At 64.2% G+C, this 21,025-nt stretch carries 20 protein-coding genes; 10 read left to right on the top strand and 10 right to left on the bottom strand.

The genetic code is table 11. The features are described 5' to 3' along the window. Positions 1 to 245: 245 nt before the first annotated feature. The 3 genes from G559_RS30660 to G559_RS0102330 are packed head-to-tail and all read right to left on the bottom strand — an operon-like array spanning position 246 to position 1,341. Entirely contained in the window at positions 246 to 410 is a 165-nt protein-coding gene (locus G559_RS30660; RefSeq protein ID WP_169338765.1) for a hypothetical protein, read from the bottom strand. Then, positions 407 to 1,003, bottom strand: coding sequence for an alpha-ketoglutarate-dependent dioxygenase AlkB family protein (locus tag G559_RS0102335; RefSeq protein ID WP_028626702.1), 597 nt, complete (start codon positions 1,001 to 1,003; stop codon positions 407 to 409). Before G559_RS0102335 ends, G559_RS30660 begins: the two co-directional genes overlap by 4 nt. A gap of 41 nt (positions 1,004 to 1,044) precedes the next feature. Continuing rightward, positions 1,045 to 1,341 (bottom strand): hypothetical protein, encoded by a 297-nt coding sequence (locus G559_RS0102330; protein WP_028626701.1) that lies wholly within the window; start codon positions 1,339 to 1,341, stop codon positions 1,045 to 1,047. Between the two features lie 155 nt (positions 1,342 to 1,496). Here G559_RS0102330 and rapA point away from each other — a divergent pair, with 155 nt between their 5' ends. Then, entirely contained in the window at positions 1,497 to 4,346 is a 2,850-nt protein-coding gene (gene rapA / locus G559_RS0102325; protein WP_028626700.1) for an RNA polymerase-associated protein RapA, read from the top strand. A gap of 165 nt (positions 4,347 to 4,511) precedes the next feature. On the opposite strand, the gene G559_RS0102320 is transcribed toward rapA, so the two are convergent. Continuing rightward, a complete protein-coding gene (locus tag G559_RS0102320) occupies positions 4,512 to 5,837 on the bottom strand; it encodes a spinster family MFS transporter (RefSeq protein WP_028626699.1) in 1,326 nt (441 codons plus the stop codon). A gap of 284 nt (positions 5,838 to 6,121) precedes the next feature. Between G559_RS0102320 and G559_RS0102315 the strand changes: the two genes are divergently transcribed. Beyond that, the gene (locus G559_RS0102315) at positions 6,122 to 8,323 is read left to right on the top strand and encodes a putative bifunctional diguanylate cyclase/phosphodiesterase (protein ID WP_028626698.1); all 2,202 of its coding nucleotides are present in this window, start codon (positions 6,122 to 6,124) and stop codon (positions 8,321 to 8,323) included. A 9-nt stretch (positions 8,324 to 8,332) separates the two neighbouring features. On the opposite strand, the gene mnmH is transcribed toward G559_RS0102315, so the two are convergent. The 4 genes from mnmH to G559_RS0102295 are packed head-to-tail and all read right to left on the bottom strand — an operon-like array spanning position 8,333 to position 12,198. Then, a complete protein-coding gene (gene mnmH / locus G559_RS0102310; protein ID WP_028626697.1) occupies positions 8,333 to 9,439 on the bottom strand; it encodes a tRNA 2-selenouridine(34) synthase MnmH in 1,107 nt (368 codons plus the stop codon). Further along, positions 9,439 to 10,473, bottom strand: a complete 1,035-nt coding sequence (selD, locus tag G559_RS0102305; RefSeq protein WP_028626696.1) for a selenide, water dikinase SelD — start codon at positions 10,471 to 10,473, stop codon at positions 9,439 to 9,441. Before selD ends, mnmH begins: the two co-directional genes overlap by 1 nt. Positions 10,474 to 10,525: 52 nt before the next feature. Further along, positions 10,526 to 11,311: a hydroxypyruvate isomerase family protein gene (locus tag G559_RS0102300; RefSeq protein WP_028626695.1), complete on the bottom strand. Its 786-nt coding sequence runs from the start codon at positions 11,309 to 11,311 to the stop codon at positions 10,526 to 10,528. Next, complete coding sequence (locus G559_RS0102295) at positions 11,311 to 12,198, bottom strand: NAD(P)-dependent oxidoreductase (RefSeq protein ID WP_028626694.1); 888 nt, start codon at positions 12,196 to 12,198, stop codon at positions 11,311 to 11,313. The genes G559_RS0102300 and G559_RS0102295 overlap by 1 nt, the downstream gene beginning before the upstream one ends. Before the next feature lie 125 nt (positions 12,199 to 12,323). On the opposite strand from G559_RS0102295, the gene G559_RS0102290 reads away from it, so the two are divergent. Genes G559_RS0102290 through phnE form a run of 4 tightly spaced genes read left to right on the top strand, consistent with a single transcriptional unit; the run spans position 12,324 to position 15,560 of the window. Beyond that, positions 12,324 to 13,175 carry a putative selenate ABC transporter substrate-binding protein gene (locus tag G559_RS0102290; protein WP_028626693.1) on the top strand — a complete coding sequence of 284 codons (852 nt, stop codon included), beginning with the start codon at positions 12,324 to 12,326 and terminating at the stop codon, positions 13,173 to 13,175. After that, on the top strand, positions 13,172 to 13,978 hold the full coding sequence (locus G559_RS0102285) for a phosphonate ABC transporter ATP-binding protein (protein ID WP_028626692.1): 807 nt from the start codon (positions 13,172 to 13,174) through the stop codon (positions 13,976 to 13,978). Before G559_RS0102290 ends, G559_RS0102285 begins: the two co-directional genes overlap by 4 nt. Next, on the top strand, positions 13,972 to 14,799 hold the full coding sequence (locus G559_RS0102280) for a PhnE/PtxC family ABC transporter permease (protein WP_028626691.1): 828 nt from the start codon (positions 13,972 to 13,974) through the stop codon (positions 14,797 to 14,799). The genes G559_RS0102285 and G559_RS0102280 overlap by 7 nt, the downstream gene beginning before the upstream one ends. Continuing rightward, positions 14,796 to 15,560: a phosphonate ABC transporter, permease protein PhnE gene (gene phnE, locus G559_RS0102275; protein ID WP_028626690.1), complete on the top strand. Its 765-nt coding sequence runs from the start codon at positions 14,796 to 14,798 to the stop codon at positions 15,558 to 15,560. Before G559_RS0102280 ends, phnE begins: the two co-directional genes overlap by 4 nt. Positions 15,561 to 15,706: 146 nt before the next feature. Here the strand turns inward: phnE and G559_RS0102270 are convergent, their stop codons facing one another. Then, positions 15,707 to 16,075 (bottom strand): DUF5064 family protein, encoded by a 369-nt coding sequence (locus G559_RS0102270; protein WP_028626689.1) that lies wholly within the window; start codon positions 16,073 to 16,075, stop codon positions 15,707 to 15,709. Positions 16,076 to 16,224: 149 nt separating this feature from the next. Continuing rightward, entirely contained in the window at positions 16,225 to 16,542 is a 318-nt protein-coding gene (locus tag G559_RS0102265; RefSeq protein WP_028626688.1) for a DUF2288 domain-containing protein, read from the bottom strand. 304 nt (positions 16,543 to 16,846) lie between these two features. Between G559_RS0102265 and G559_RS0102260 the strand changes: the two genes are divergently transcribed. From G559_RS0102260 to livG, 4 genes are all read left to right on the top strand, one after another. Further along, positions 16,847 to 17,968, top strand: a complete 1,122-nt coding sequence (locus G559_RS0102260) for a branched-chain amino acid ABC transporter substrate-binding protein (RefSeq protein WP_028626687.1) — start codon at positions 16,847 to 16,849, stop codon at positions 17,966 to 17,968. Between the two features lie 115 nt (positions 17,969 to 18,083). Then, positions 18,084 to 19,007, top strand: coding sequence for a high-affinity branched-chain amino acid ABC transporter permease LivH (gene livH, locus G559_RS0102255; protein ID WP_028626686.1), 924 nt, complete (start codon positions 18,084 to 18,086; stop codon positions 19,005 to 19,007). Next, entirely contained in the window at positions 19,004 to 20,260 is a 1,257-nt protein-coding gene (locus tag G559_RS0102250) for a high-affinity branched-chain amino acid ABC transporter permease LivM (RefSeq protein WP_028626685.1), read from the top strand. Before livH ends, G559_RS0102250 begins: the two co-directional genes overlap by 4 nt. Further along, positions 20,257 to 21,024 (top strand): high-affinity branched-chain amino acid ABC transporter ATP-binding protein LivG, encoded by a 768-nt coding sequence (gene livG, locus G559_RS0102245; protein WP_028626684.1) that lies wholly within the window; start codon positions 20,257 to 20,259, stop codon positions 21,022 to 21,024. The genes G559_RS0102250 and livG overlap by 4 nt, the downstream gene beginning before the upstream one ends. Position 21,025 lies beyond the last annotated feature (1 nt).

The following is a 21,025-nucleotide window of genomic DNA, read 5'->3' as shown; positions in this document are numbered from 1 at the left end:
GATGGGTTCAAGGTACCCGCGCAGCAGGACGCGAAAATTGATTTGGATCAATAGCTTCCAAGGGCCCGCGGAAAGGCGGTCGGGATACTGATCCAGGTCAATTTTCGGAGGGTGTGAGACAGCGGGAAGGGTTGGAACAGCCGCTTTACGGGAGCCAATTCATTCGCAAATGAATTCGCTCCCGCAAAGCAGTGAACAGAATCTCGGTGGATCGCCGATCGGAGTGTGGGGAAGGCCGGGAGATCTCAGCGCTTCTTCGGCTTCTTGCCGCCCTTCTTGCCCTTGGGCTGAGACAGGGGCATGGCCTGCTCGAATGCCTTGCGCATATCGTTCAGGCGTTTTTCGTGGACGTCATGGATGCGCTTGTCGCGCTCGGCGCCGAAGTCGATCAGATTTTCGTCGTTGCTCATAAGCGGATCCAACGGAAGGTGAGATTGAGCCGGGGGGCGCAAGGGATACGGGTCTTCGCCACTTGATGCTGCCAATGATGCTGCGTTGGCCCGCTCATGACCAGTAGCGCGCCATGGCCCAGCTCCAGGGAATGCTCGATGCGGCTCGCGCCCTTGCGGCGCAGGTCGAATCGGCGGGTGCCACCCAGATTGAGCGAGGCAACCAGCGGATTGCGCCCGAGCTCGGGTTCGTCGTCGCTGTGCCAGCCCATGGAGTCCTGGCCGTCCCGGTAATAGTTGAGCAGAACGCCATTGAGAGGCTGCCCCACTGCCTCTGCAACCCGTGTGCGGATCTCCGCCAGCAGTGGCGTCCAGGGCAACGGCTGGTGGGTCAGGCCGGAATAGCGGTAGCTGGCCTCGGGGTCGCCGTACCACGCGACTAGCCGTGGCACGGGATAGTCGCGGCCATGGAGACGAACTTCGGGCTGTTCCCAGGGCGTTTCAGCCACCAGCCGGGCCAGCCAATCGTTCGCCTGCGCCGAAGGAAGGAAGTGCGGCTCAAAGCGCAATTCGGCGTCGGGCAACTGGAGAGGGATATCGTCGAACAGGTCCACCGGTGTCGGCTCAAGGAAGAATCAGGCCCATTGTGCTCGGCTCAAACCTCCACATCCACCCACAACCCCTGACGCGGCAACTCGTCCAGCACGGCCTGGTCTGCTTCAGCCACTTCCCCCGTGGCCAGTTCCTGGGGCGTGTACCCTCGCCGTTGGCGCCGCCGCTGCTCCTCGCGCAGCAGTTCCTCGGCCTCCTGGGGATGGCGCTTGTCCAGGCTGACGGCACTCTCTTGCGCGCTCTCCTGCACGGGCGTGACCGGCGGAATGTCGGGGCGCGGCTTGACTACATCCTGCTGGGCGGTAACAGGGACCAGGCCTTGCGGAATGGGTGGCAACATGTTGAAGCCCTCCTTTGGTCAGTCTGTCGGCCGTCTTTGGCGCTTCTTTACCGGCGCTCGCTACACTTTTGCGGATATACGGGCCGCATCCGGCGTCGCCCTGCGCCCTCGGTTCCGTTAACATACGCGGCTTTTTTCATCTCAGGGAGACACGCATGGCGCAGCAGTATCAACCGGGGCAACGCTGGATCAGTGACAGCGAAGCAGAGCTTGGGCTCGGGACCATCCTGACATCGGATGGCCGCCTGCTCACCGTGCTCTACCCGGCCACTGGCGAGACCCGCCAGTACGCGCTGCGCAATGCGCCGCTGACCCGCGTGCGCTTCGCTCCGGGCGACGAAATCACCCACTTCGACGGCTGGAAGCTCAACGTCCAGGAAGTCGAGGATATCGACGGCCTGCTGATCTACCACGGCATCACCGCTCAGAACGAGCCCCGCATCCTGCCGGAAACCCAGCTGAACAACTTCATCCAGTTCCGCCTGGCCAATGACCGCCTGTTCGCCGGCCAGATCGACCCGCACAAGTGGTTCGCCCTGCGCTACCACACCCTGGAACACCGCTCGCGCCTGCTGCAATCCTCCCTCTGGGGCCTGGGCGGCACCCGCGCCCAGCCCATCGCTCACCAACTGCACATAGCCCGTGAAGTGGCCGACCGTGTGGCACCGCGCGTCCTGCTGGCCGACGAAGTGGGCCTGGGCAAGACCATCGAAGCCGGCCTGGTCATCCACCGCCAGCTCATCTCCGGTCGCGCCAGCCGGGTGTTGATCCTGGTACCGGAGAACCTCCAGCACCAGTGGCTGGTGGAAATGCGCCGTCGCTTCAACCTGCAGGTCGCCCTGTTCGACGCCGAACGCTTCGCCGAAAGCGACGCCAGCAACCCCTTCGAGGACAGCCAGTTGGCCCTGGTTTCCCTGGAGTGGCTGAAAAGCAGCGAGCGCGCCCAGGATGCCGCCTTCGCTGCCGGCTGGGACCTGCTGGTGGTCGACGAAGCCCACCACCTGGTCTGGCACCCGGAACAGGCCAGCCCCGAATACCGCCTGGTGGAGCAACTGGCCGAAACCATCCCTGGCGTGCTGTTGCTCACTGCCACCCCGGAACAGCTGGGCCAGGAAAGCCACTTCGCACGTCTGCGCCTGCTGGACCCGAACCGCTTCCACGACCTGGAAGCCTTCCGCGCCGAAAGCGCCAACTACCGCCCAGTGGCAGAAGCCGTCCAGGAACTGCTGGACCAGGGCCGCCTGAGCGCCAAGGCCGAAGCGACCATCAAGGGCTTCCTCGGCGAAGAAGGCGAAGGCCTGCTCAAAGCCCTGGCCGCTGGCGACGAGGAAGCCGCTCCACGCCTGGTGCGCGAACTGCTCGACCGCCACGGCACCGGCCGCGTGCTGTTCCGCAACACCCGCGCCGCCGTCCAGGGCTTTCCCGAGCGCAACCTGCACCCCTATCCGCTGCCCAACCCGGTCGAGTACATGGAGTTGCCGATCGGCGACCACCCGGACCTCTACCCGGAAGTCAGCTTCCAGTCCCAGCAGGACAGCGGCGATGACGCCGAACGTTGGTGGCGCTTCGACCCGCGCGTCGAGTGGCTGATCGACACCCTGAAGATGCTGAAGAAGTTCAAGGTGCTGGTGATCTGCGCCCACGCGGAAACCGCCCTGGACCTGGAAGACGCCCTGCGTGTGCGCTCCGGCATCCCGGCCACCGTGTTCCACGAAGGCATGAGCATCCTCGAGCGCGACCGTGCCGCCGCCTACTTCGCCGACGAAGAATTCGGCGCCCAGGTGCTTATCTGCTCGGAGATCGGTTCCGAGGGCCGCAACTTCCAGTTCGCCCATCACCTCGTGCTGTTCGACCTGCCGGCCCACCCGGACCTGCTGGAACAGCGTATCGGCCGTCTCGACCGGATCGGCCAGAAGCACACCATCCAGCTTCACGTGCCCTACCTGGAAACCAGCCCGCAGGAACGCCTGTTCCAGTGGTACCACCAGGCATTGAACGCCTTCCTCGCCACCTGCCCCACCGGCAATGCCATCCAGCATCAGTTCGGCCCGCGCCTGCTACCGATGCTCGAAGGCGGCGACGACGATGCCTGGAACGCCCTGGTGAACGAAGCCGAAACCGAGCGCAAGCGCCTCGAAGGTGAAATGCACAACGGCCGCGACCGTCTGCTGGAACTCAACTCCGGCGGTGCCGGTGAGGGTGAGCAACTGGTAGAGGACATTCTCGAACAGGACGACCAGTTCGCCCTGCCTATCTATATGGAGTCGCTCTTCGAAGCCTTCGGTATCGACAGCGAAGACCACTCCGAGAACGCCCTGGTACTCAAGCCCGGCGAGAAGATGCTCGACGCGGGCTTCCCCCTCGGCGACGACGAAGGCGTGACCGTCACCTATGATCGCAACCAGGCCCTGTCCCGCGAGGACATGCAGTTCCTCACCTGGGAACATCCGATGGTGCAGGGCGGCATGGACCTGGTGCTCTCCGGCTCCATGGGCAACACCGCCGTGGCGCTGATCAAGAACAAGGCACTCAAGCCCGGCACCGTGCTGTTGGAGCTGATCTATGTCAGCGAAGCGGTGGCCCCGCGCGCCCTGCAGCTCAGCCGCTTCCTGCCGCCCAAGGCCCTGCGTTGCCTGCTGGACGCCAATGGCAACGACCTGGCCGCCAAAGTGTCTTTCGACACCCTTAACGACCAACTGGAAAGCGTGCCGCGCGGCAGTGCCAACAAGTTCGTCCAGGCCCAGCGCGACGTGCTCGCGGCACAGATAAACGCCGGCGAAGCCAAGATCGCCCCGCGCCATGCCGAACGCGTAGCCGAAGCCCAGCGCCGCCTGAAGGCCGAACTGGACGAGGAGCTCGCGCGCCTCACCGCGCTCCAGGCAGTGAACCCGAGCGTACGCGACAGCGAACTGGAAGCCGTTCGCCACCAGCGTGACGAGGGGCTTCAACTGCTGGACAAGGCGGCCCTGCGCCTGGAATCGATCCGAATCCTCGTCGCAGGCTAAGGGTGGTTCGCAGGATGTGGCGGGCGGCGCTCCGCTTGAACGAAGGGATACCCATCAGCAGGAATTGATGGGTATCGCTCAACCCGTCCTGCCGGGCACCCTGGCGATTAACGCACCTCAAAAAAACGGCCCGCAATTGCGGGCCGTTTTGCATTCGGGCGTCGATCAGGCTGCAGCCGCCAGCCCTTCACGCATGTTCGCCGCATCGCGCACGAAGCAACGCGCCGCCTGGAACAAAGCCAGCATGGTCAGGGTCAGCGCTACCGGCACCAGGAACATGGCGTTGTGCAGGCCCACGGCCTTGAACGTCTCGTTCATCTCGCTCGCGCCAGCCGCCAGCATCGCCGCCTGGGAGTAGTGGTCCGACAGAAGCCCCACGACCACCGGGCCAAGACCCCCGCCCAGCAGGTAGAGACCGGCGAAGAACAGCGCCATGGCGGTCGCCCGCAGACGCGGCTCCACCACATCCTGGATGGCGGTGTAGACGCAGGTGTAGAAGTTGTAGGCGAACAGCCAACCCAGACTGAAGATGGCAACGAACAGGCCGATCTCGATACGCCCGGCCAGCAGCGCATAGCCGGTGCAGACCGCCGCTACGAGCATGCTGAAAGCCGCCAGCAGAAGGCGGCCGCGCTCGGACTTCTGGTGCACCTTGTCCGCCACCCAGCCACCTAGCGTCAGCCCCACCAGGCCGGTGAGGCCAGTGATAATGCCCGTGGCAATGGCCGCCTGCTCCAGCGGCATCAGGAAGTAGCGTTGCAGCATCGGCACCATGAAGGAGTTGGTGGCATAGGTGGCGAAGTTGTAAGTGAGACCTGCGAGGGTCAGCCACCAGAAGGTGCGGATCGCCAGCACTCGGCGCAGCGGTTTGTCTACCGGCGTTGCCGAGGACACCTTCACGGCTTCGGCGGCGCCGCGGGCAGGCTCCTTGATGAAGAACATGAACAGCGCCAGGATCAGCCCCGGCACGGCGGCGATGAAGAAGGGTGCACGCCAGCTGTCGAAGGCCTTGACCATGGCGCCGATAGTGAAGAAGGCCAGCACCAGGCCGAGTGGCAGACCGAGCATGAAGATGCCCATGGCGCGGGCGCGCTTGTGGGCGGGGAAAAGATCGCCAATCAGCGAGTTGGCCGCTGGCGCGTAGCTGGCTTCACCAATGCCGACCCCCATGCGCACCAGCAGGAAGCTCCAGAAGTTCCAGGCCAGGCCGTTCACCGCGGTCAGGCCGCTCCAGACCGCCAGGCCCCAGCCCATGATCTTATTTCGCGCACCGGTATCGGCCATGCGCCCCAGCGGCACGCCGGCGACCGCGTAGACCAGCGTGAAAGCGGTTCCGATCAGGCCCAACTGGAAGTCGCTCAGGCTCCACTCATGACGTACCGGCTCGATGATGATGGCCGGGATGGTGCGGTCGAAGAAGTTGAACAGGTTCGCCAGGAACAGCAGGAAGAGCACGCGCCAGGCATTGGCCGCTTGAGGAGATTGCTGCATGAGTCGGTCTCGTTGTTGTTGTCAGGCCCCCGGGTAACCGCAAGCCGGGGTCGATACTGCAATCTAGAGGGTCCAGCCGACCACTGTCTGCGAAAATTAGTTTGATTTATGTAACCCGATGCGGCGGCGATGAAGGCCCACCCCTGCCGGCCATCCCCCACCGACGACCGTTCAGCGCCCAGGTACGGACGTCCAAACCAGGACACCCACGCTGGCTATACTGACGGCATTGTGCCAGCAACCCCCTCCCCCGAAGTCTAACCGTCTGCATGGGAATCCCCTCTATGGACTGGCTGGGCCTGCGTTTCGGTACTGCACTTCCCACGGATGGCCAGATATTGCTGGCATGCACCCACAACAGCTGGCTTGTGCTGCTGGCCTTCCTCGTGGCCTCGGGTGCCAGCTACTGCGCCTTCGACATGGTCGAGCGGGTCGCCCATGCCCAACAGCCGGAAACCCGGCGACGCTGGAGTTGGCTCGGCGCCGGCTGCCTGGGTGGCGGTATCTGGACGATGCACTTCATCGCCATGCTGGCCTTCGAGGCACCGATCGCCATCGACTACGACATCCCCACCACTACGCTTTCCCTGCTGATCGTAATCGCCGCCTCATTGGTGGGCATGCACACCCTTGGCCGCTCCGAGGTCGAACCGCATCACTATATGGCTGCGGCCCTGGCCGTCGGCCTCGGCATCGCGCTCATGCACTACTGCGGCATGGCCGCCATCCGCTCGGTGGCGACCCAGTACTACCACCCCGGCATGGTCGCCATCTCGGTAGGCGTCGCCATCGCTGCCAGCATGGCCGCCATGCTTCTGTCCACCTTCTTCCGCGAGCGCGGCGAAGGCCACCAACTGCTCAAGATCCCTGCCAGTCTGACCATGGGGGGCGCCATTTGCAGCATGCACTTCACCGGCATGCTGGCCCTGCAACTGGCGGTACCGGAGGGCACCGAACTGTATCTGGAGCGTGCGGACAATGCCGTACAGCTTGGTTCCAGCCTGGCGGTAATTGCCAGCATGGTGCTGCTTTTTGCCCTGTGCGTGGCCTGGGTCGACAAGAAACTGCAACGCAAGGAACTCGATCTGCAGCATGTCAGCAACCTGCTGGGTGAACTGGAGCAGGTGAAGGTGAAACTGCAGAATGTTGCCCATTTCGACCCTTTGACCAACCTCCCCAACCGGCGTGCCTTCAACGAGTACTTCGTGGAAAAGCTGCAAACCCACGCCGAGTTCAAGCAGTCACTGGCGGTCATGTTCCTCGATGTCGACCACTTCAAGCGCGTCAACGACAGCCTGGGCCACGACGCGGGCGATGAGTTGCTCAAGGTGGTGGCCGACCGGGTACGCAGCGTGCTGCGTCGCGAAGATGTGATCGCGCGGCTGGGAGGCGACGAATTCTGCGTGCTCGCCAGCCTGGGCAACCTGATGGAGGCCAAGACCCTGTCCCAGCGCATCATGGAGCGCATGAAGGAACCCATCACCCTGGCCGGGCGCAACGTCACCATGACCACCAGCATCGGCATCAGCCTCTACCCGGACGATGGCGAAACCTGCGAGGAACTGCTCAAACATGCAGACCTCGCGCTCTACCAGGCCAAGAGCAGCGGACGCAACAACCTGCACTTCTTCAGCCGCCACCTGAAGAACAAGGCCACCTTCGAGCTGCAACTGGAAGAGGAACTGCATCTCGCGCTGGCCAAGGATCAGGGCCTGTTCCTCAGTTACCAGCCGATCCTCGACCTGCACACTGGCCAGGTGACCAAGCTGGAAGCCCTGGTGCGCTGGCAACATCCACAGCTCGGCCTGCTGCCCCCGGATCGTTTCATCGGCGTGGCCGAGGCCAACGGATTCATCGCCCAGTTGGACACCTGGGTGCTGCGCCAAGCCTGCCGGGACCTGGCCAAACTGGCCGCTCAGGGCTTCCAGGACCTGCGCGTTGCAGTCAACTGCTCGGCGCTGAACCTCTGCCGCGACGAGTTGGCGGACGAAGTGCAACGCGCCCTGCGGGAGACCGGCGTACGGCCGCAGCGGCTGGAGCTGGAAGTCACCGAAAATGCCCTGATGCACAACGTCAACCAGGCCCTGCACCTGCTGGAGCGCATCCGCAATCTGGGCGTAAGCATCTCCATCGACGACTTCGGCACCGGCTACTCATCGCTCGCCTACCTGAAGCGCCTGCCCCTGGATACCCTGAAGATCGACCGCTCCTTCGTCATGGACATCCCCGGCAGCCATGCCGACATGGAGATCGTCCAGGCCATCATCGGCATGGCCCACACGCTGCACCTGCAGGTGGTCGCCGAAGGGGTGGAGACCCGCGAACAGCTGGACTTCCTGCGCGGCCATGGCTGCGACTACATCCAGGGCTATCTGCTCAGTCGTCCCCAACCACTGGCCAGCATCGAAGAATTCCTGCGCCACCCCCACAGGCTGGGCAGCAGCAATGTGCAGCCCCTGAGGCCGGTGGATTCGAATCCGGCGTGAAGGGCTGAATCAGCCCCGCGCTGGCCGACGCTGCCGCAAATACTCCAGCACCGCCGCCTGTTCCCCGGCGAACTCGATACGCGACGCTTTGCTCTCGCGCTGAAACGCGTACATGGGGTCGTAGTACTCGCGCAACAGGCCTTCGATCCAGCCCCGGTGCAAGTCCACGTTTCCGGTCGCTTCCTGCTCGACCAGGGCCTGGTCCATCAGCGCCGTCATGCGCTGGTGGCGTTCACCGCCCAGGCGCCGGACGATGTTGTCCAGGCTCTGGCGCAACCGTTCGGCGAAGCGCGTGAAGCCATGCTCGTCGCCGTGGGTCGCGATGAACTCCGCGCACAGGTTCACCACGTAATCGCGCAGGATGCGCTCCACCCGGTCCTCGAAACTGTCGTCGAGCCAGACCAGCGGGAATGCCTGCATGCCCTGGTAAAGCTCCAGCGGAACCGAGCAACTGCCGACGATGCGCCCTTCGTCCTCCAGCACGAACTGTTCATGACCCGCTGCACGCTTCTTCAGGATGTCGATGGCCAGCGCGTTCTCGAAGTCGATCTGCGCCGGTTGCGGGGTTGCGCGCTTGCCGAAACTGGAACCGCGGTGGTTGGCGTGGCCCTCCAGGTCCAGGCTGTTGGCCAACTGGGCAATCACGTCGGTCTTGCCGGTACCGGTGAGGCCACCGACCAGCACGAAGTCGCACTGGGTCACGGCATCCTGGGTGGTTTCCAGGAGGAAGGTCCGCATCGCCTTGTAGCCACCTTTCACGCGCGGATACTCGATGCCCGCTTCCGTCTTCAGCCATTGCTGAACCAGTTGTGAACGCAGCCCGCCACGGAAGCAGTAGAGATAGCCCTGGGGATTGGCGCGGGCGAAGGCGGCCCAAGCCTCGATGCGCTCCGCCTTGACGGCGCCGCTGACCAATTGGTGGCCAAGGGCGATGGCAGCGTCCTGGCCATGCAGCTTGTAGCTGGTGCCCACTTTCTGCCGCTCGATGTCGGTCATCAGCGGCAGATTGACCGTATGCGGGAAGGCGCCCTTGACGAACTCGACCGGCGCGCGGGCGTCCATCATCGGCAGGTCATTGAGGAAGATGTCGCGGTAATTCGAGGTGTCCGGACGCATCAGAACACCTCGACCGCGAGACTCTGTCGCTCGTGCAGCTTGCCAATAGGCGCCAGTTGCAGACCAAGCTCCTCGGCCACTGCGAGGAATTCCGCCTCCCCTTCCGGAGTCACCGCCACCAGCAGGCCGCCGCTGGTCTGTGGATCGCAGAGCAGCAGCTTCTGCACCTCGGCCAAAGGTGCCAGGCGATCGCCGTAGCTGTCGAAGTTGCGCAGGGTGCCGCCGGGCACGCAGCCCTGTTCCAGGTAGTACTCCACGCCAGGCAGGCTGGGCACCTTGGCGTACTCGACACGGGCGGTGAGGCCACTGCCGTCGGCCATTTCCACCAAGTGGCCGAGCAGGCCGAAACCGGTGACATCGGTCATCGCCTTGACCCCTGCCAGTTTGCCGAAGCGGCTACCGGGCTTGTTCAGGGTGCACATCCAGTCGCGGGCCAGCCCTACATCGGCCTCGCGCAACTTGCCCTTCTTCTCGGCGGTGGTGAGGATGCCGATGCCCAGCGGCTTGGTCAGGTAAAGCTTGCAGCCGGCGGTGGCGGTGTCGTTGCGCTTCATGTGGCGCTTGTCCACCACGCCAGTGACGGCCAGGCCGAAGATCGGCTCGGGAGCATCGATCGAGTGCCCACCGGCCAGGGGAATGCCCGCCTCGTCGCACACCGAGCGGCCACCACGTATCACTTCGCGAGCTACTTCCGGCGGTAGCAGGTTGACCGGCCAGCCGAGAATGGCGATGGCCATCAGCGGGTCGCCGCCCATGGCATAGATGTCGCTGATGGCGTTGGTGGCGGCAATGCGGCCGAAGTCATAGGGGTCGTCGACAATCGGCATGAAGAAGTCGGTGGTGGACACCACACCGCGCTCCTCGTCCAGGGCGTAGACTGCAGCGTCGTCCTTGGAGGCGTTACCCACCCAGAGCTTGGGGTCGAGGTTCTGCGCGCCGCTGCCGGCGAGGATCACCTCCAGCACCTTGGGGGAAATCTTGCAGCCGCAACCAGCACCATGGCTGTACTGGGTGAGGCGAATCGGGTCGTTCATGGTGTTCTCTCTACAAAATGCCAAATCATTTCGCTGTGGGGGCGCCGGCAGCTCAGGCCAGTCGGGCCTTCCACTCCGGCAGCCAGCCGAGGGTATCGGCGGTCACACCGGCAGGTTTGTATTCGGCCCCCATCCAGCCGGGGTAATCGTCTTCCTCCAGGGCGCGCAGCGCCGGGCCGAAGTCGGTGTTGCCCGTACCTGGCTCGCCACGGCCGGGGCAGTCGGCGAACTGCACATGGCCGATGCGGCCGGCCAGCAGGCGAATGCCCGCTGCTGCGTCTACGCCCTGGCGGGCCATGTGATAGAGGTCGTACTGGGCGCTGAGGTTGGGATGATCCACATCGCGCAGCAGCTCATCCAGTTGCTCCGGGGTGTTGATCAGGAAGCCCGGCATATCCAGCGGGTTGATCGCCTCGCAGACCACACCGATACGCAGTACGGCGAAGGCCTCGGCCGTCTTGCGCAGGTTAGCGGCCAGACAGGCCAGCGCCCGCTCCCGAGTCACACCGTCGGCCTTGCGCCCAGCCAGCACGTTGACGAAGCGCGGGCGGGTCATCGCGGCATAGGCCAGCGCCTGCGCCAGGGCATCGTCGAACTGCTCCTGGCGCTCCGGCACCGCTGCCAGACCGGGGCCACCTTCCATCAGGTCGCCAGCCGGCAGGTTGAACAGGATCAGCGGCAGGCCGGCCGCCTCCAGCACTTCCTTCATGCGGATAGCCGGCAACTCATAGGGAAACTGCACCTCCACACCATCGAAGCCGGCGACGCGCGCAGCGATCACACGCTCGATCAACGGGCGGTCGGTGAATAGCAGTGAAAGGTTGGCGGCGATCTTCATCAGTGATCCTCCCGGTACATTTCCACCAGCGTAGCCGGATCGCGCTCCAGATTGCCCTGGCTGCCGTGCAGACGCATCAGTTGCGCTGCCAGGCCGCTGAGGGGCGTCGCCGAGTCGTGCTCGCGGGACAGGCGCACGGCGGTGTCCAGGTCTTTCAGCAGCGTGCGCACATGCCATTTGATCGGCTCGAAATGGCTCTCGGCCATCTGCGGCGCGAGGATCTGCAGCGGCTTGGAGTCAGCGAAACCGCCGGCCAGCGCCGGGGCAATCAGGCTGGCGTCCACCCCGGCCTTCTCGGCCAGGGCCACCACTTCGGCGATCACCAGGGCATTGCAGGCCACGATCATCTGGTTGCACACCTTGGTCACTTGCCCGGCACCTACCCCGCCCATGCGGGTCAGTCGCTGGCCCAGGTGAGCGAGGATCGGCCGCACCCGTTCCACGTCGTCTTCATGCCCGCCGGCCATGATCACCAGAGTGCCGGCCTCGGCGCCGGGGGTGCCGCCAGAGACGGGCGCATCCATCCAGCGCATACCGGTGCGAGCCTCGAGTTCGGCGGCCATCTCACGGGTGGCGGCCGGTTCCAGGCTGGAAAAGTCCACGAGCAGTTGCCCGGGCTTCGCCCCTTCGACAATACCGCCCTCCCCGAATACCACCTTGCGCACCACGCGGGTGTCAGCCAGGCAGAGCATCACGATATCCGCCTCGGCACAGAGCTCGGCCGGCGTCATCACACGGCGGGCGCCTTGCTCCAGCAGCGGCGCGCACTTTTCCGGGGAACGGTTCCACACGGTCAGCGGGAAGCCGGCAGCCAGCAAGCGGCGGGTCATGGGCAGGCCCATCAGGCCGATACCGGCAAAGGCAATGGAAGGCAGGGGAGCGGTCATGCCATAACTCCAGGCGGTTGGCGAAACGCACATCTTAACTGCCTGCTGAGCAAGATGAAGCTACCAAGCGATCGTCCGATCACTATAATCCGCCTGCCTTTTCCGCTATTGAACCGGAGAATCCCATGTTCAAACGCTCCTTGGCCCTCGCGGCCGGCTTCGCCCTGTCCCTGTCCGCCGTTGTTTCCCAGGCTGCCGACGTCCTCAAAGTCTCGGCCATTCCTGACGAAGCCCCCACCGAACTGCTGCGCAAATTCAAGCCCCTCGGCGCTTACCTCGAGCAGCAACTCGGCATGAAGGTCGAGTTCGTGCCCGTGGCCGATTACGCCGCGGTGGTGGAGTCCCTGGCGGCCGACCGCCTGGACATGGCCTGGCTCGGTGGCTTCACCTTCGTCCAGACCCGCCTGAAAACCGGCAACGCCGTTCCGCTGGTCCAGCGTGAGCAGGACGAGAAGTTCACCAGCAAATTCATCAGCGCCGATCCGGCGGTGAAGTCCCTGCAGGACCTCAAGGGCAAGACCTTCGCCTTCGGCTCGGTGTCTTCCACCTCCGGTAGCCTGATGCCGCGCTATTTCATGCAGAAGGACGGCGTCGTGCCCGAGGAGTTCTTCTCCCGCGTCGCCTACTCCGGCGCCCACGACGCCACCGTGGCCTGGGTCCAGGCTGGCAAGGTGGATGGCGGCGTGCTCAACGCCAGCGTCTGGCAGAAGCTTGTGGACGCCGGCAAGGTCGACACCAACAAGGTGACAGTCTTCGCCACCACCCCGCCCTACTACGACTACAACTGGACCGTGCGCGGCACCCTGGACCCGGCCCTGGCCGAGAAGATCAAGCAGGCCTTCCTCGCCCTCGACCCGGCCAACCCGGAGCACAAGGCGATCCTCGACCTGCAGGCCGCGACACGCTTCATCCCGACCAAGCCCGAGAACTACCAGGGCATCGAAGAAGCAGCACGCTCGGCCGGCCTGTTGAAGTGAGCCTGTCGCTACACGGCGTGGACCTGGTCCACGCCAACGGCCTGCCTGCCCTACAGGCTATCGACCTGAGCGTCGCCAGCGGCGAACGGGTAGCCATCATCGGCCCTTCCGGTGCTGGCAAGACCAGCCTGTTGCGCCTGCTCGCCACCAGCCTGAAACCCGCCACCGGGCAGTTCCAGTTGCTCGGTGCGGCGCCCTGGACGCTCTCTGCGCGGGAGCGCCAGCGCCTTCGCGCGCGCATCGGACTCGTCCACCAGGCCCCGCCGATTCCTCCGCGCCAGCGGGTGGTCACCGCCGTGCTGGCCGGCAAACTCGGCCAATGGTCCCTGGCCAAAGGTTTGCTCAGTCTGCTGCACCCACTGGACCGCACAGGCGCCCAAACAGCCCTTGCCCGCCTCGATCTCGCCGACAAGCTTTTCGAGCGCTGCGACCAACTCTCCGGTGGCCAGCTACAGCGCGTAGGCATCGCCCGTGTGCTCTACCAGGCCCCAGAACTGATCCTCGCCGACGAACCGGTTTCGGCCATGGACCCGGTGCTGGCCGACCACACCCTCGGCGTGCTCTGCGCCGATGCCAGTCGCCGCGACGTCACCCTGCTGGCCAGCTTGCACGCGGTGGAACTGGCGCTGGCACACTTCCCACGCATCGTGGGTGTGCGAGACGGGCGCATCGCCTTCGATCGCCCACGGGAGGCCGTTAGCCAGGCCGACCTGGACGCCCTCTACGCCAACGAGCAATTACGCGGCGACGTGCCGTCTTCTCCGCCCGTGGCGGCCCCCGCGCTGCATATTCCACGATGCTGAGATCGGCGCCTCGCGACCCCGCCGCGCTGCCCCGCCTGCTGCTGACCCTGCTGGCCGTGGCGCTGCTCTGGCCCGGCCTGAAGCTGAGCGAGCTGAACCCGGCCGTGCTGCTGGACGAAGGCAACGCCCGCACCATGGGGCAGTTTCTTTCCGCCTTCTGGCCGCCCGAGCACGGCGAGGAGTTTCTGCTTCTATTAGGCCGCGCCACCCTGGAGACGCTGACCATCGCCACCGCCGGCATGAGCCTGGCGCTGCTGATTGCCCTGCCCGCCTCGCTCTGGGCCAGCCGCGCCCTGTCGCTCTCCGCCCTGCCCCGTGGCGGCCGTCCGGCCTGGTGGGCCCAGGCCCTGCGCTGGCCGGTGCGTGGCCTGCTGATCTTCCTGCGCAGCGTGCCGGAAATCGTCTGGGCGCTGCTCTTCGTCCGCGCCGTGGGCTTGGGCCCCACCGCCGGCGTCCTGGCCATCGCCATCACCTACAGCGGCATGCTGGGTAAGGTCTATGCGGAAATCTTCGAGTCCGTCGACCCGCGCCCCACCCGCGCCCTGCTCACCGCCGGCAGCCCGCGCCTGGCCGCATTCGCCTACGGCGTGCTGCCCAGCGCGGCGGCGGAGATGATTTCCTACACCGTCTATCGCTGGGAATGCGCAGTGCGCGCCTCGGTGGTAATGGGTTTCGTCGGGGCTGGCGGACTCGGTCAACAGATGGACCTGTCCATGCGGATGTTCGCCGGCGGTGAAGTCGCCAGCATGCTGCTGACCTTCCTTGCCCTGGTGCTGTTGGCCGACCAGCTCAGCCGCTTCCTGCGCGGGAGGTTCGCATGAGAGTGGGCAACATCCTGGTGATCCTCGCCCTGCTGGCGGCCGCGGCCACTTCCTTTATCTGGCTGGGCATCGACCTGGGCGCGCTGGTCAGTGGCGACGCCCTGCAGCAGATGAGCAGCTACGCGGCGCGCTTCCTCCAGCCGGACTTTTCCAACGCCCACCTCAGGGCCATCGGCTGGGGCGCCCTGGAAACCCTCGCCATGTCGGCACTCGGCACCCTGCTGGCGGCGCTATTGGGCCTGCTCATCGCCCTGCCTGCGGCTGGCCGCTTCGGCAGTCTGGCCCAAGGGACCGCGCGCCTGCTGCTGAATGCGCTGCGCGCCGTGCCCGAACTGGTCTGGGCTGCCCTGATGGTGCTGGCCGCGGGCCTCGGTCCCAATGCCGGCACCCTGGCACTGGCCCTGCACACCGCTGGGGTACTGGGCCGCCTCTTCGCCGAGGCCCTGGAGAACACCCCGCCGGAACCCGCCGAAGCCATCCGCCTCAATGGCGGCGGGCGCGTTGCAGCGTTCTGCTACGGCACCCTGCCCGCCGTATGGCCGCAACTGGTGGCCTACATGCTCTATCGCTGGGAGAACAACATCCGCATGGCCAGCGTGCTCGGCTTCGTCGGTGCCGGCGGCCTGGGGCAAATGCTTTACGTGAGCCTCAGCCTGTTCCAGGAAGCGCAAGCGTCCAGCGTGATCATCGCCATGCTGATTCTGGTGTTGGGTGTGGATGCACTGAGTGGCTGGATGCGCCAGCGTTGGGTCAGCACGTAGAGGGTCGTTGGGTTTCGCTTCGCTCTACGCCAACCTACAGCTGACTTCGCAGTCGTAGGATGCGGTTGAGCTAAGCGATACCCCTCAATTCAGATTGGCCAGGCAGAAAGGTGGAAACCACGCCGTGGCCTCCACCGGGACGAAGGTCAAAGGCCGTCCTTCTCCAGATGATCGAAGTTCACCGCCTCGCCCGGCTCGGCGCCAAGCACGCGACGAATATCTTCGAAGATCAGGTCGTATTCCTTGTGATTACGCATGATCAGCGTGTTGTTGGGGTTCAGGCCGTTCTTAACCGCCACCTTGGAAACCACGGCAGCGAAGTTGAATGCCGTGTCGCGGTGCATCTCGAACTCCTCCTCGAAAGGCTTGCCCGCGATCTCGCCCACCATGCGGAAGTGCAGCATGGTGCCCTCCTTGGGGTTAGGACGAGCTTCGTAATAAAGGTCGATGGAGAATTCCTGCTGCCCCGGAATACCGGGGATATTGGCCCGGTGTACATGGCCTGGTTCGAACATGATGGCACTCCCTGTGGATATCAAAGAGAAGTAGAAGGTGGGTTGAGTCTAGCTCGCCCCACCGATTTCGCCGCTGCCCCTGACCAGTGCAGGACCGGGCATGCGGCACACTCCTGGAGCCCCTCCCTGGGCTCCATCCGCGCGCTCCGTCAGTGACGGGTCGGCGCTTCGTCCCGCTCCTGGATCAGAACCCAGGGGGCTACCACCACAGCCCAGAGCTTCGGATCGCGGGCCAGCAGGTCCTGGGCACGGTCTTCCTCCACCTTGCTGAGCTTGCCGGCGGCCAGAAAGGCCGCGACCTGAGCCTTGTCGTCTTCGGCCACGGCCAGGGCAACGGCCACCAGATCTTCGGCGCCATCGACCCAGAGCAGCGCGCCACGGGCGAAGAAGGGCTGCAGCTCTTCCCAGGTAATGGCGGCGGTTTCGCCAAGCAGCTTGGCATAGAGGGTGCTAGCGTTATCGTTCATGGCTTGTTTTGTGTTGGTTGGTAACGAATGGATTGGGGGGGCGCAATGATAGCGTCGAGCAACATTCAGACAAGCCCGCCTTGACGACGCCAGCCACACGCGAGACACGCCGTATTTCTATACGTTTGTTTCGATTAAGCGACACAAGATCATTCCGCCATCAAAACCCGACTTTTCAAGCCGCAAATCAGCAATCTACACTGTTCCGGTACAGTTGCCGGGGAGTGTTGGCGGGGTGCAATTCCCTGTCCCGTAGCCTCGGCAATCAGGACAACAACAATGAAAAACACAAGAGTGGAGCACTATGAATAAGGCTACCAAGCAGATTTCCAAACTGTTCGCCGCCATGGCTCTCGCCGGTGTCGCCAGCTACTCCGTAGCAGCTGACACCATCAAGATCGCCCTGGCTGGCCCGGTGACCGGTGCGGTTGCCCAGTACGGTGAGATGCAATTCATCGGCGCCAAGATGGCGATCGAGCAGATCAACAAGGCCGGCGGGGTGAACGGCGCTCAGCTCGAAGGCGTGGTCTATGACGACGCTTGTGATCCGAAACAGGCTGTTGCCGTAGCCAACAAGATCGTCAACGACGGTATCCACTACGTAGTTGGCCACCTCTGCTCCAGCTCCACCCAGCCCGCGTCCGACATCTATGAAGACGAAGGCATCCTGATGATCACCGCGGCTTCCACCAGCCCGGACATCACTTCCCGTGGCTACCAGTTGGTGTTCCGCACCATCGGCCTGGACAGCCTGCAAGGCCCGACCGCCGGCAACTTCATCGCTGACCACGTCAAGCCGAAGACCGTCGCTGTCATCCACGACAAGCAGCAGTACGGCGAAGGCATCGCTACTGCCGTGAAGCAGACCCTGGAAAGCAAAGGCGTGAAAGTCGCCCTGTTCGAAGGCATCAACGCCGGCGACAAGGACTTCTCCACCATCGTTTCCAAGCTGAAGCAGGCTGGCGTGGACTTCGTCTACTACGGCGGCTACCACCCGGAACTCGGCCTGCTGCTGCGCCAGTCGGCTGAAAAAGGCCTGAAAGTACGCTTCATGGGTCCGGAAGGCGTAGGCAACAAAGAGCTGTCCGCCATCGCTGGCCCGGCTTCCGAAGGCCTGCTGGTCACCCTGCCGAAGTCCTTCGACCAGGATCCGAAGAACCAGGCCCTGGTAGACGCCTTCAAGGCCAAAAACGAGGACCCGAGCGGTCCGTTCGTGTTCCCGGCCTACGCTGCCGTTCAAGTCATCGCCGAAGGCATCAAGAAAGCTGGCGAAGACGACACCGCCAAGGTAGCTGCCGCCCTGCGCGCCAACTCCTTCGCTACCCCGACCGGCAACCTGGCCTTCGACGAGAAGGGCGATCTGAAGGACTTCAGCTTCGTGGTGTACGAGTGGCACAAGGACGGCACCAAAACCGAAGCTAAATAAGCTTCCCGCCTGAACGCAAAGCCCACTGCTACGGCAGTGGGCTTTGTTTATCCGTGTTTTACGGGCTCCGCTGCGCCACAAGCGCCGCTTTTCGTGATGCCCGAGGAGTTAGGGAATGCCTGATCTCTATCACTATCTGCAACAGCTGGTTAACGGGCTTACCGTTGGCAGCACCTATGCCCTGATCGCCATCGGCTACACCATGGTCTACGGCATCATCGGCATGATCAACTTCGCCCACGGCGAGGTTTACATGATTGGCTCGTACGTAGCCTTCATCGTGATTGCCGGGCTCACCATGCTCGGTCTGGAAAGCCTTCCGATCGTTATCGTCGCGGCATTCGCTGCGAGCATCATCGTTGCAAGTGCTTACGGTTACAGCATCGAACGGGTCGCCTATCGTCCCCTTCGCGGCAGCAACCGCCTGATCCCGCTGATCTCCGCGATCGGCATGTCGATCTTCCTGCAGAACGAAGTACTGCTGACCCAGGACTCCAAGGACAAGGCGATCCCCAACCTGATTCCGGGCAACTTCGTGTTCGGCGAGAGCACCATGAATGGCGTGGTGATCTCCTACATGCAGGTCCTGATTTTCGTGGTCACCTTCCTGGTCATGTACGGCCTCACGATGTTCATTTCGCGTTCGCGCCTGGGCCGTGCCTGCCGCGCCTGTGCCGAAGACATCCGCATGGCCAACCTGCTGGGCATCAACACCAACAACATCATCGCCCTGACCTTCGTCATCGGCGCCACCCTGGCCGCCGTGGCCGCTGTGCTGCTGGGCATGCAATACGGCGTGATCAACCCGCACATCGGCTTCCTCGCCGGTATCAAGGCCTTCACCGCAGCCGTGCTCGGCGGCATCGGCAGCATTCCGGGCGCCATGCTCGGCGGCCTGGTGCTGGGCGTGGCCGAAGCCTTCGGCGCCGACCTCTTCGGCGACCAGTACAAGGACGTCGTGGCCTTCAGCCTGCTGGTTCTGGTCCTGTTGTTCCGGCCGACCGGCATCCTTGGCCGTCCGGAGGTGGAGAAGGTATGAACACTCGACTCAAAACGGCGTTCTTCAGCGCCCTTCTGGTGCTGGCCGTCGCCTACCCCATCCTCGGCCTGAAACTCAGCGTGGTTGGCGTGGGCCTGGTGGTCACCGGTGCCGACACCCCCACCCTGCTGGCCATTGCCGCGTGCGCCGTGGCCATGTTCTTCTGGCAACTGATGCGTGAAAAAGTCCAGGGTGCCTGGGCCTCTGCGCCCAAGCTGCCGGGCATGTCGAAGGGCACCGCGAACTTCCTAACCCTGCCCTCCACCCAGCGCTGGTTCATCCTCGGCCTGATCGTGCTGGCCCTGGTCTGGCCGTTCTTCGGCTCCCGCGGCGCCGTGGACATCGCCACGCTGATCCTGATCTACGTGATGCTCGGCCTTGGCCTGAACATCGTGGTCGGCCTGGCGGGCCTGCTGGACCTGGGTTACGTCGGCTTTTACGCCGTCGGCGCCTACAGCTATGCCCTGCTCTCGCACTACTACGGCCTGGGTTTCTGGGTGTGCCTGCCGATCGCCGGCCTGATGGCGGCCTTCTTCGGCTTCATCCTCGGCTTCCCGGTACTGCGCCTGCGCGGTGACTACCTGGCCATCGTGACCCTCGGCTTCGGCGAGATCATTCGTATCCTTCTGCGCAACATGACCGAGCTGACCGGCGGCCCCAACGGCATCAGCAACATCGACAAACCGACCCTGTTCGGTCTGTCGTTCGAGCGCCGTGCCGAAGAAGGCCTGCAGACCTTCCACGAGTACTTCGGTTTCGCCTACAACTCGGTGAACAAGGTGGTCTTCCTCTACCTGATCGCCCTGCTGCTGGTGCTGCTGACCCTGTTCGTGATCAACCGCCTGCTGCGCATGCCGCTGGGCCGCGCCTGGGAAGCCCTGCGCGAAGACGAGATCGCCTGCCGCGCACTGGGCATGAACCCCACCGTGATCAAGCTTTCCGCCTTTACCCTGGGCGCCTGCTTCGCAGGCTTTGCCGGCAGCTTCTTCGCCGCGCGCCAGGGCCTGGTGACGCCTGAGTCCTTCACCTTCATCGAGTCGGCGACCATCCTCGCCATCGTCGTGCTAGGTGGCCTGGGCTCCCAGTTGGGCGTAATCCTCGCGGCCATCGTGATGATCCTGCTCCCCGAGCTCATGCGTGAGTTCAGCGAGTACCGGATGCTCATGTTCGGCGCTCTGATGGTGCTGATGATGATCTGGCGCCCGCAAGGTCTGCTGCCGATGCAACGTCCCCACCTGGAGCTGAAACAATGAGCCGCCCGATTCTCGAAGTAAGCGGTCTCACCATGCGCTTCGGCGGTCTGCTGGCCGTCAACGGGGTGGGGCTGACCGTACAGGAAAAACAAGTCGTCTCCATGATCGGCCCGAACGGTGCCGGCAAGACCACCGTGTTCAACTGCCTGACCGGTTTCTACCAGCCGACCTCCGGCAGCATCCGTCTGGATGGCGAGCAGATCGAAGCCCTGCCGGGCCACAAGATCGCTCGCAAAGGCGTGGTGCGGACCTTCCAGAACGTTCGCCTGTTCAAGGAAATGACGGCGGTGGAAAACCTGCTGGTCGCCCAGCACCGCCACCTCAACACCAACTTCCTCGCCGGCCTGCTGAAGACTCCGGGTTTCCGCAAGAGCGAACGCGAGGCCATGGACTACGCCGCCCACTGGCTGGAAAAGGTCAACCTGACCGAGGTCGCCAACCGCCCGGCCGGCACCCTGGCCTACGGTCAGCAACGCCGCCTGGAAATCGCCCGCTGCATGATGACTCGCCCGCGCATCCTCATGCTCGACGAGCCAGCGGCCGGCCTCAACCCGCGTGAGACCGACGACCTCAAGGCGCTGATCGCCATGCTGCGTAACGAGCACAACGTGACCGTGCTGCTGATCGAGCACGACATGAAGCTGGTGATGAGCATCTCCGACCACATCTACGTGATCAACCAGGGCACCCCCCTGGCCGACGGCACGCCGGAGCAGATCCGCAACAACCCCGACGTGATCAAAGCCTATCTGGGGGAGGCCTGAG

It is taken from the genome of Metapseudomonas resinovorans DSM 21078 (assembly GCF_000423545.1).
Lineage (GTDB): Bacteria > Pseudomonadota > Gammaproteobacteria > Pseudomonadales > Pseudomonadaceae > Metapseudomonas > Metapseudomonas resinovorans.
Note: the sequence above shows the minus strand (reverse complement) of the source record. Positions and strands in the feature narration are given on the sequence as shown.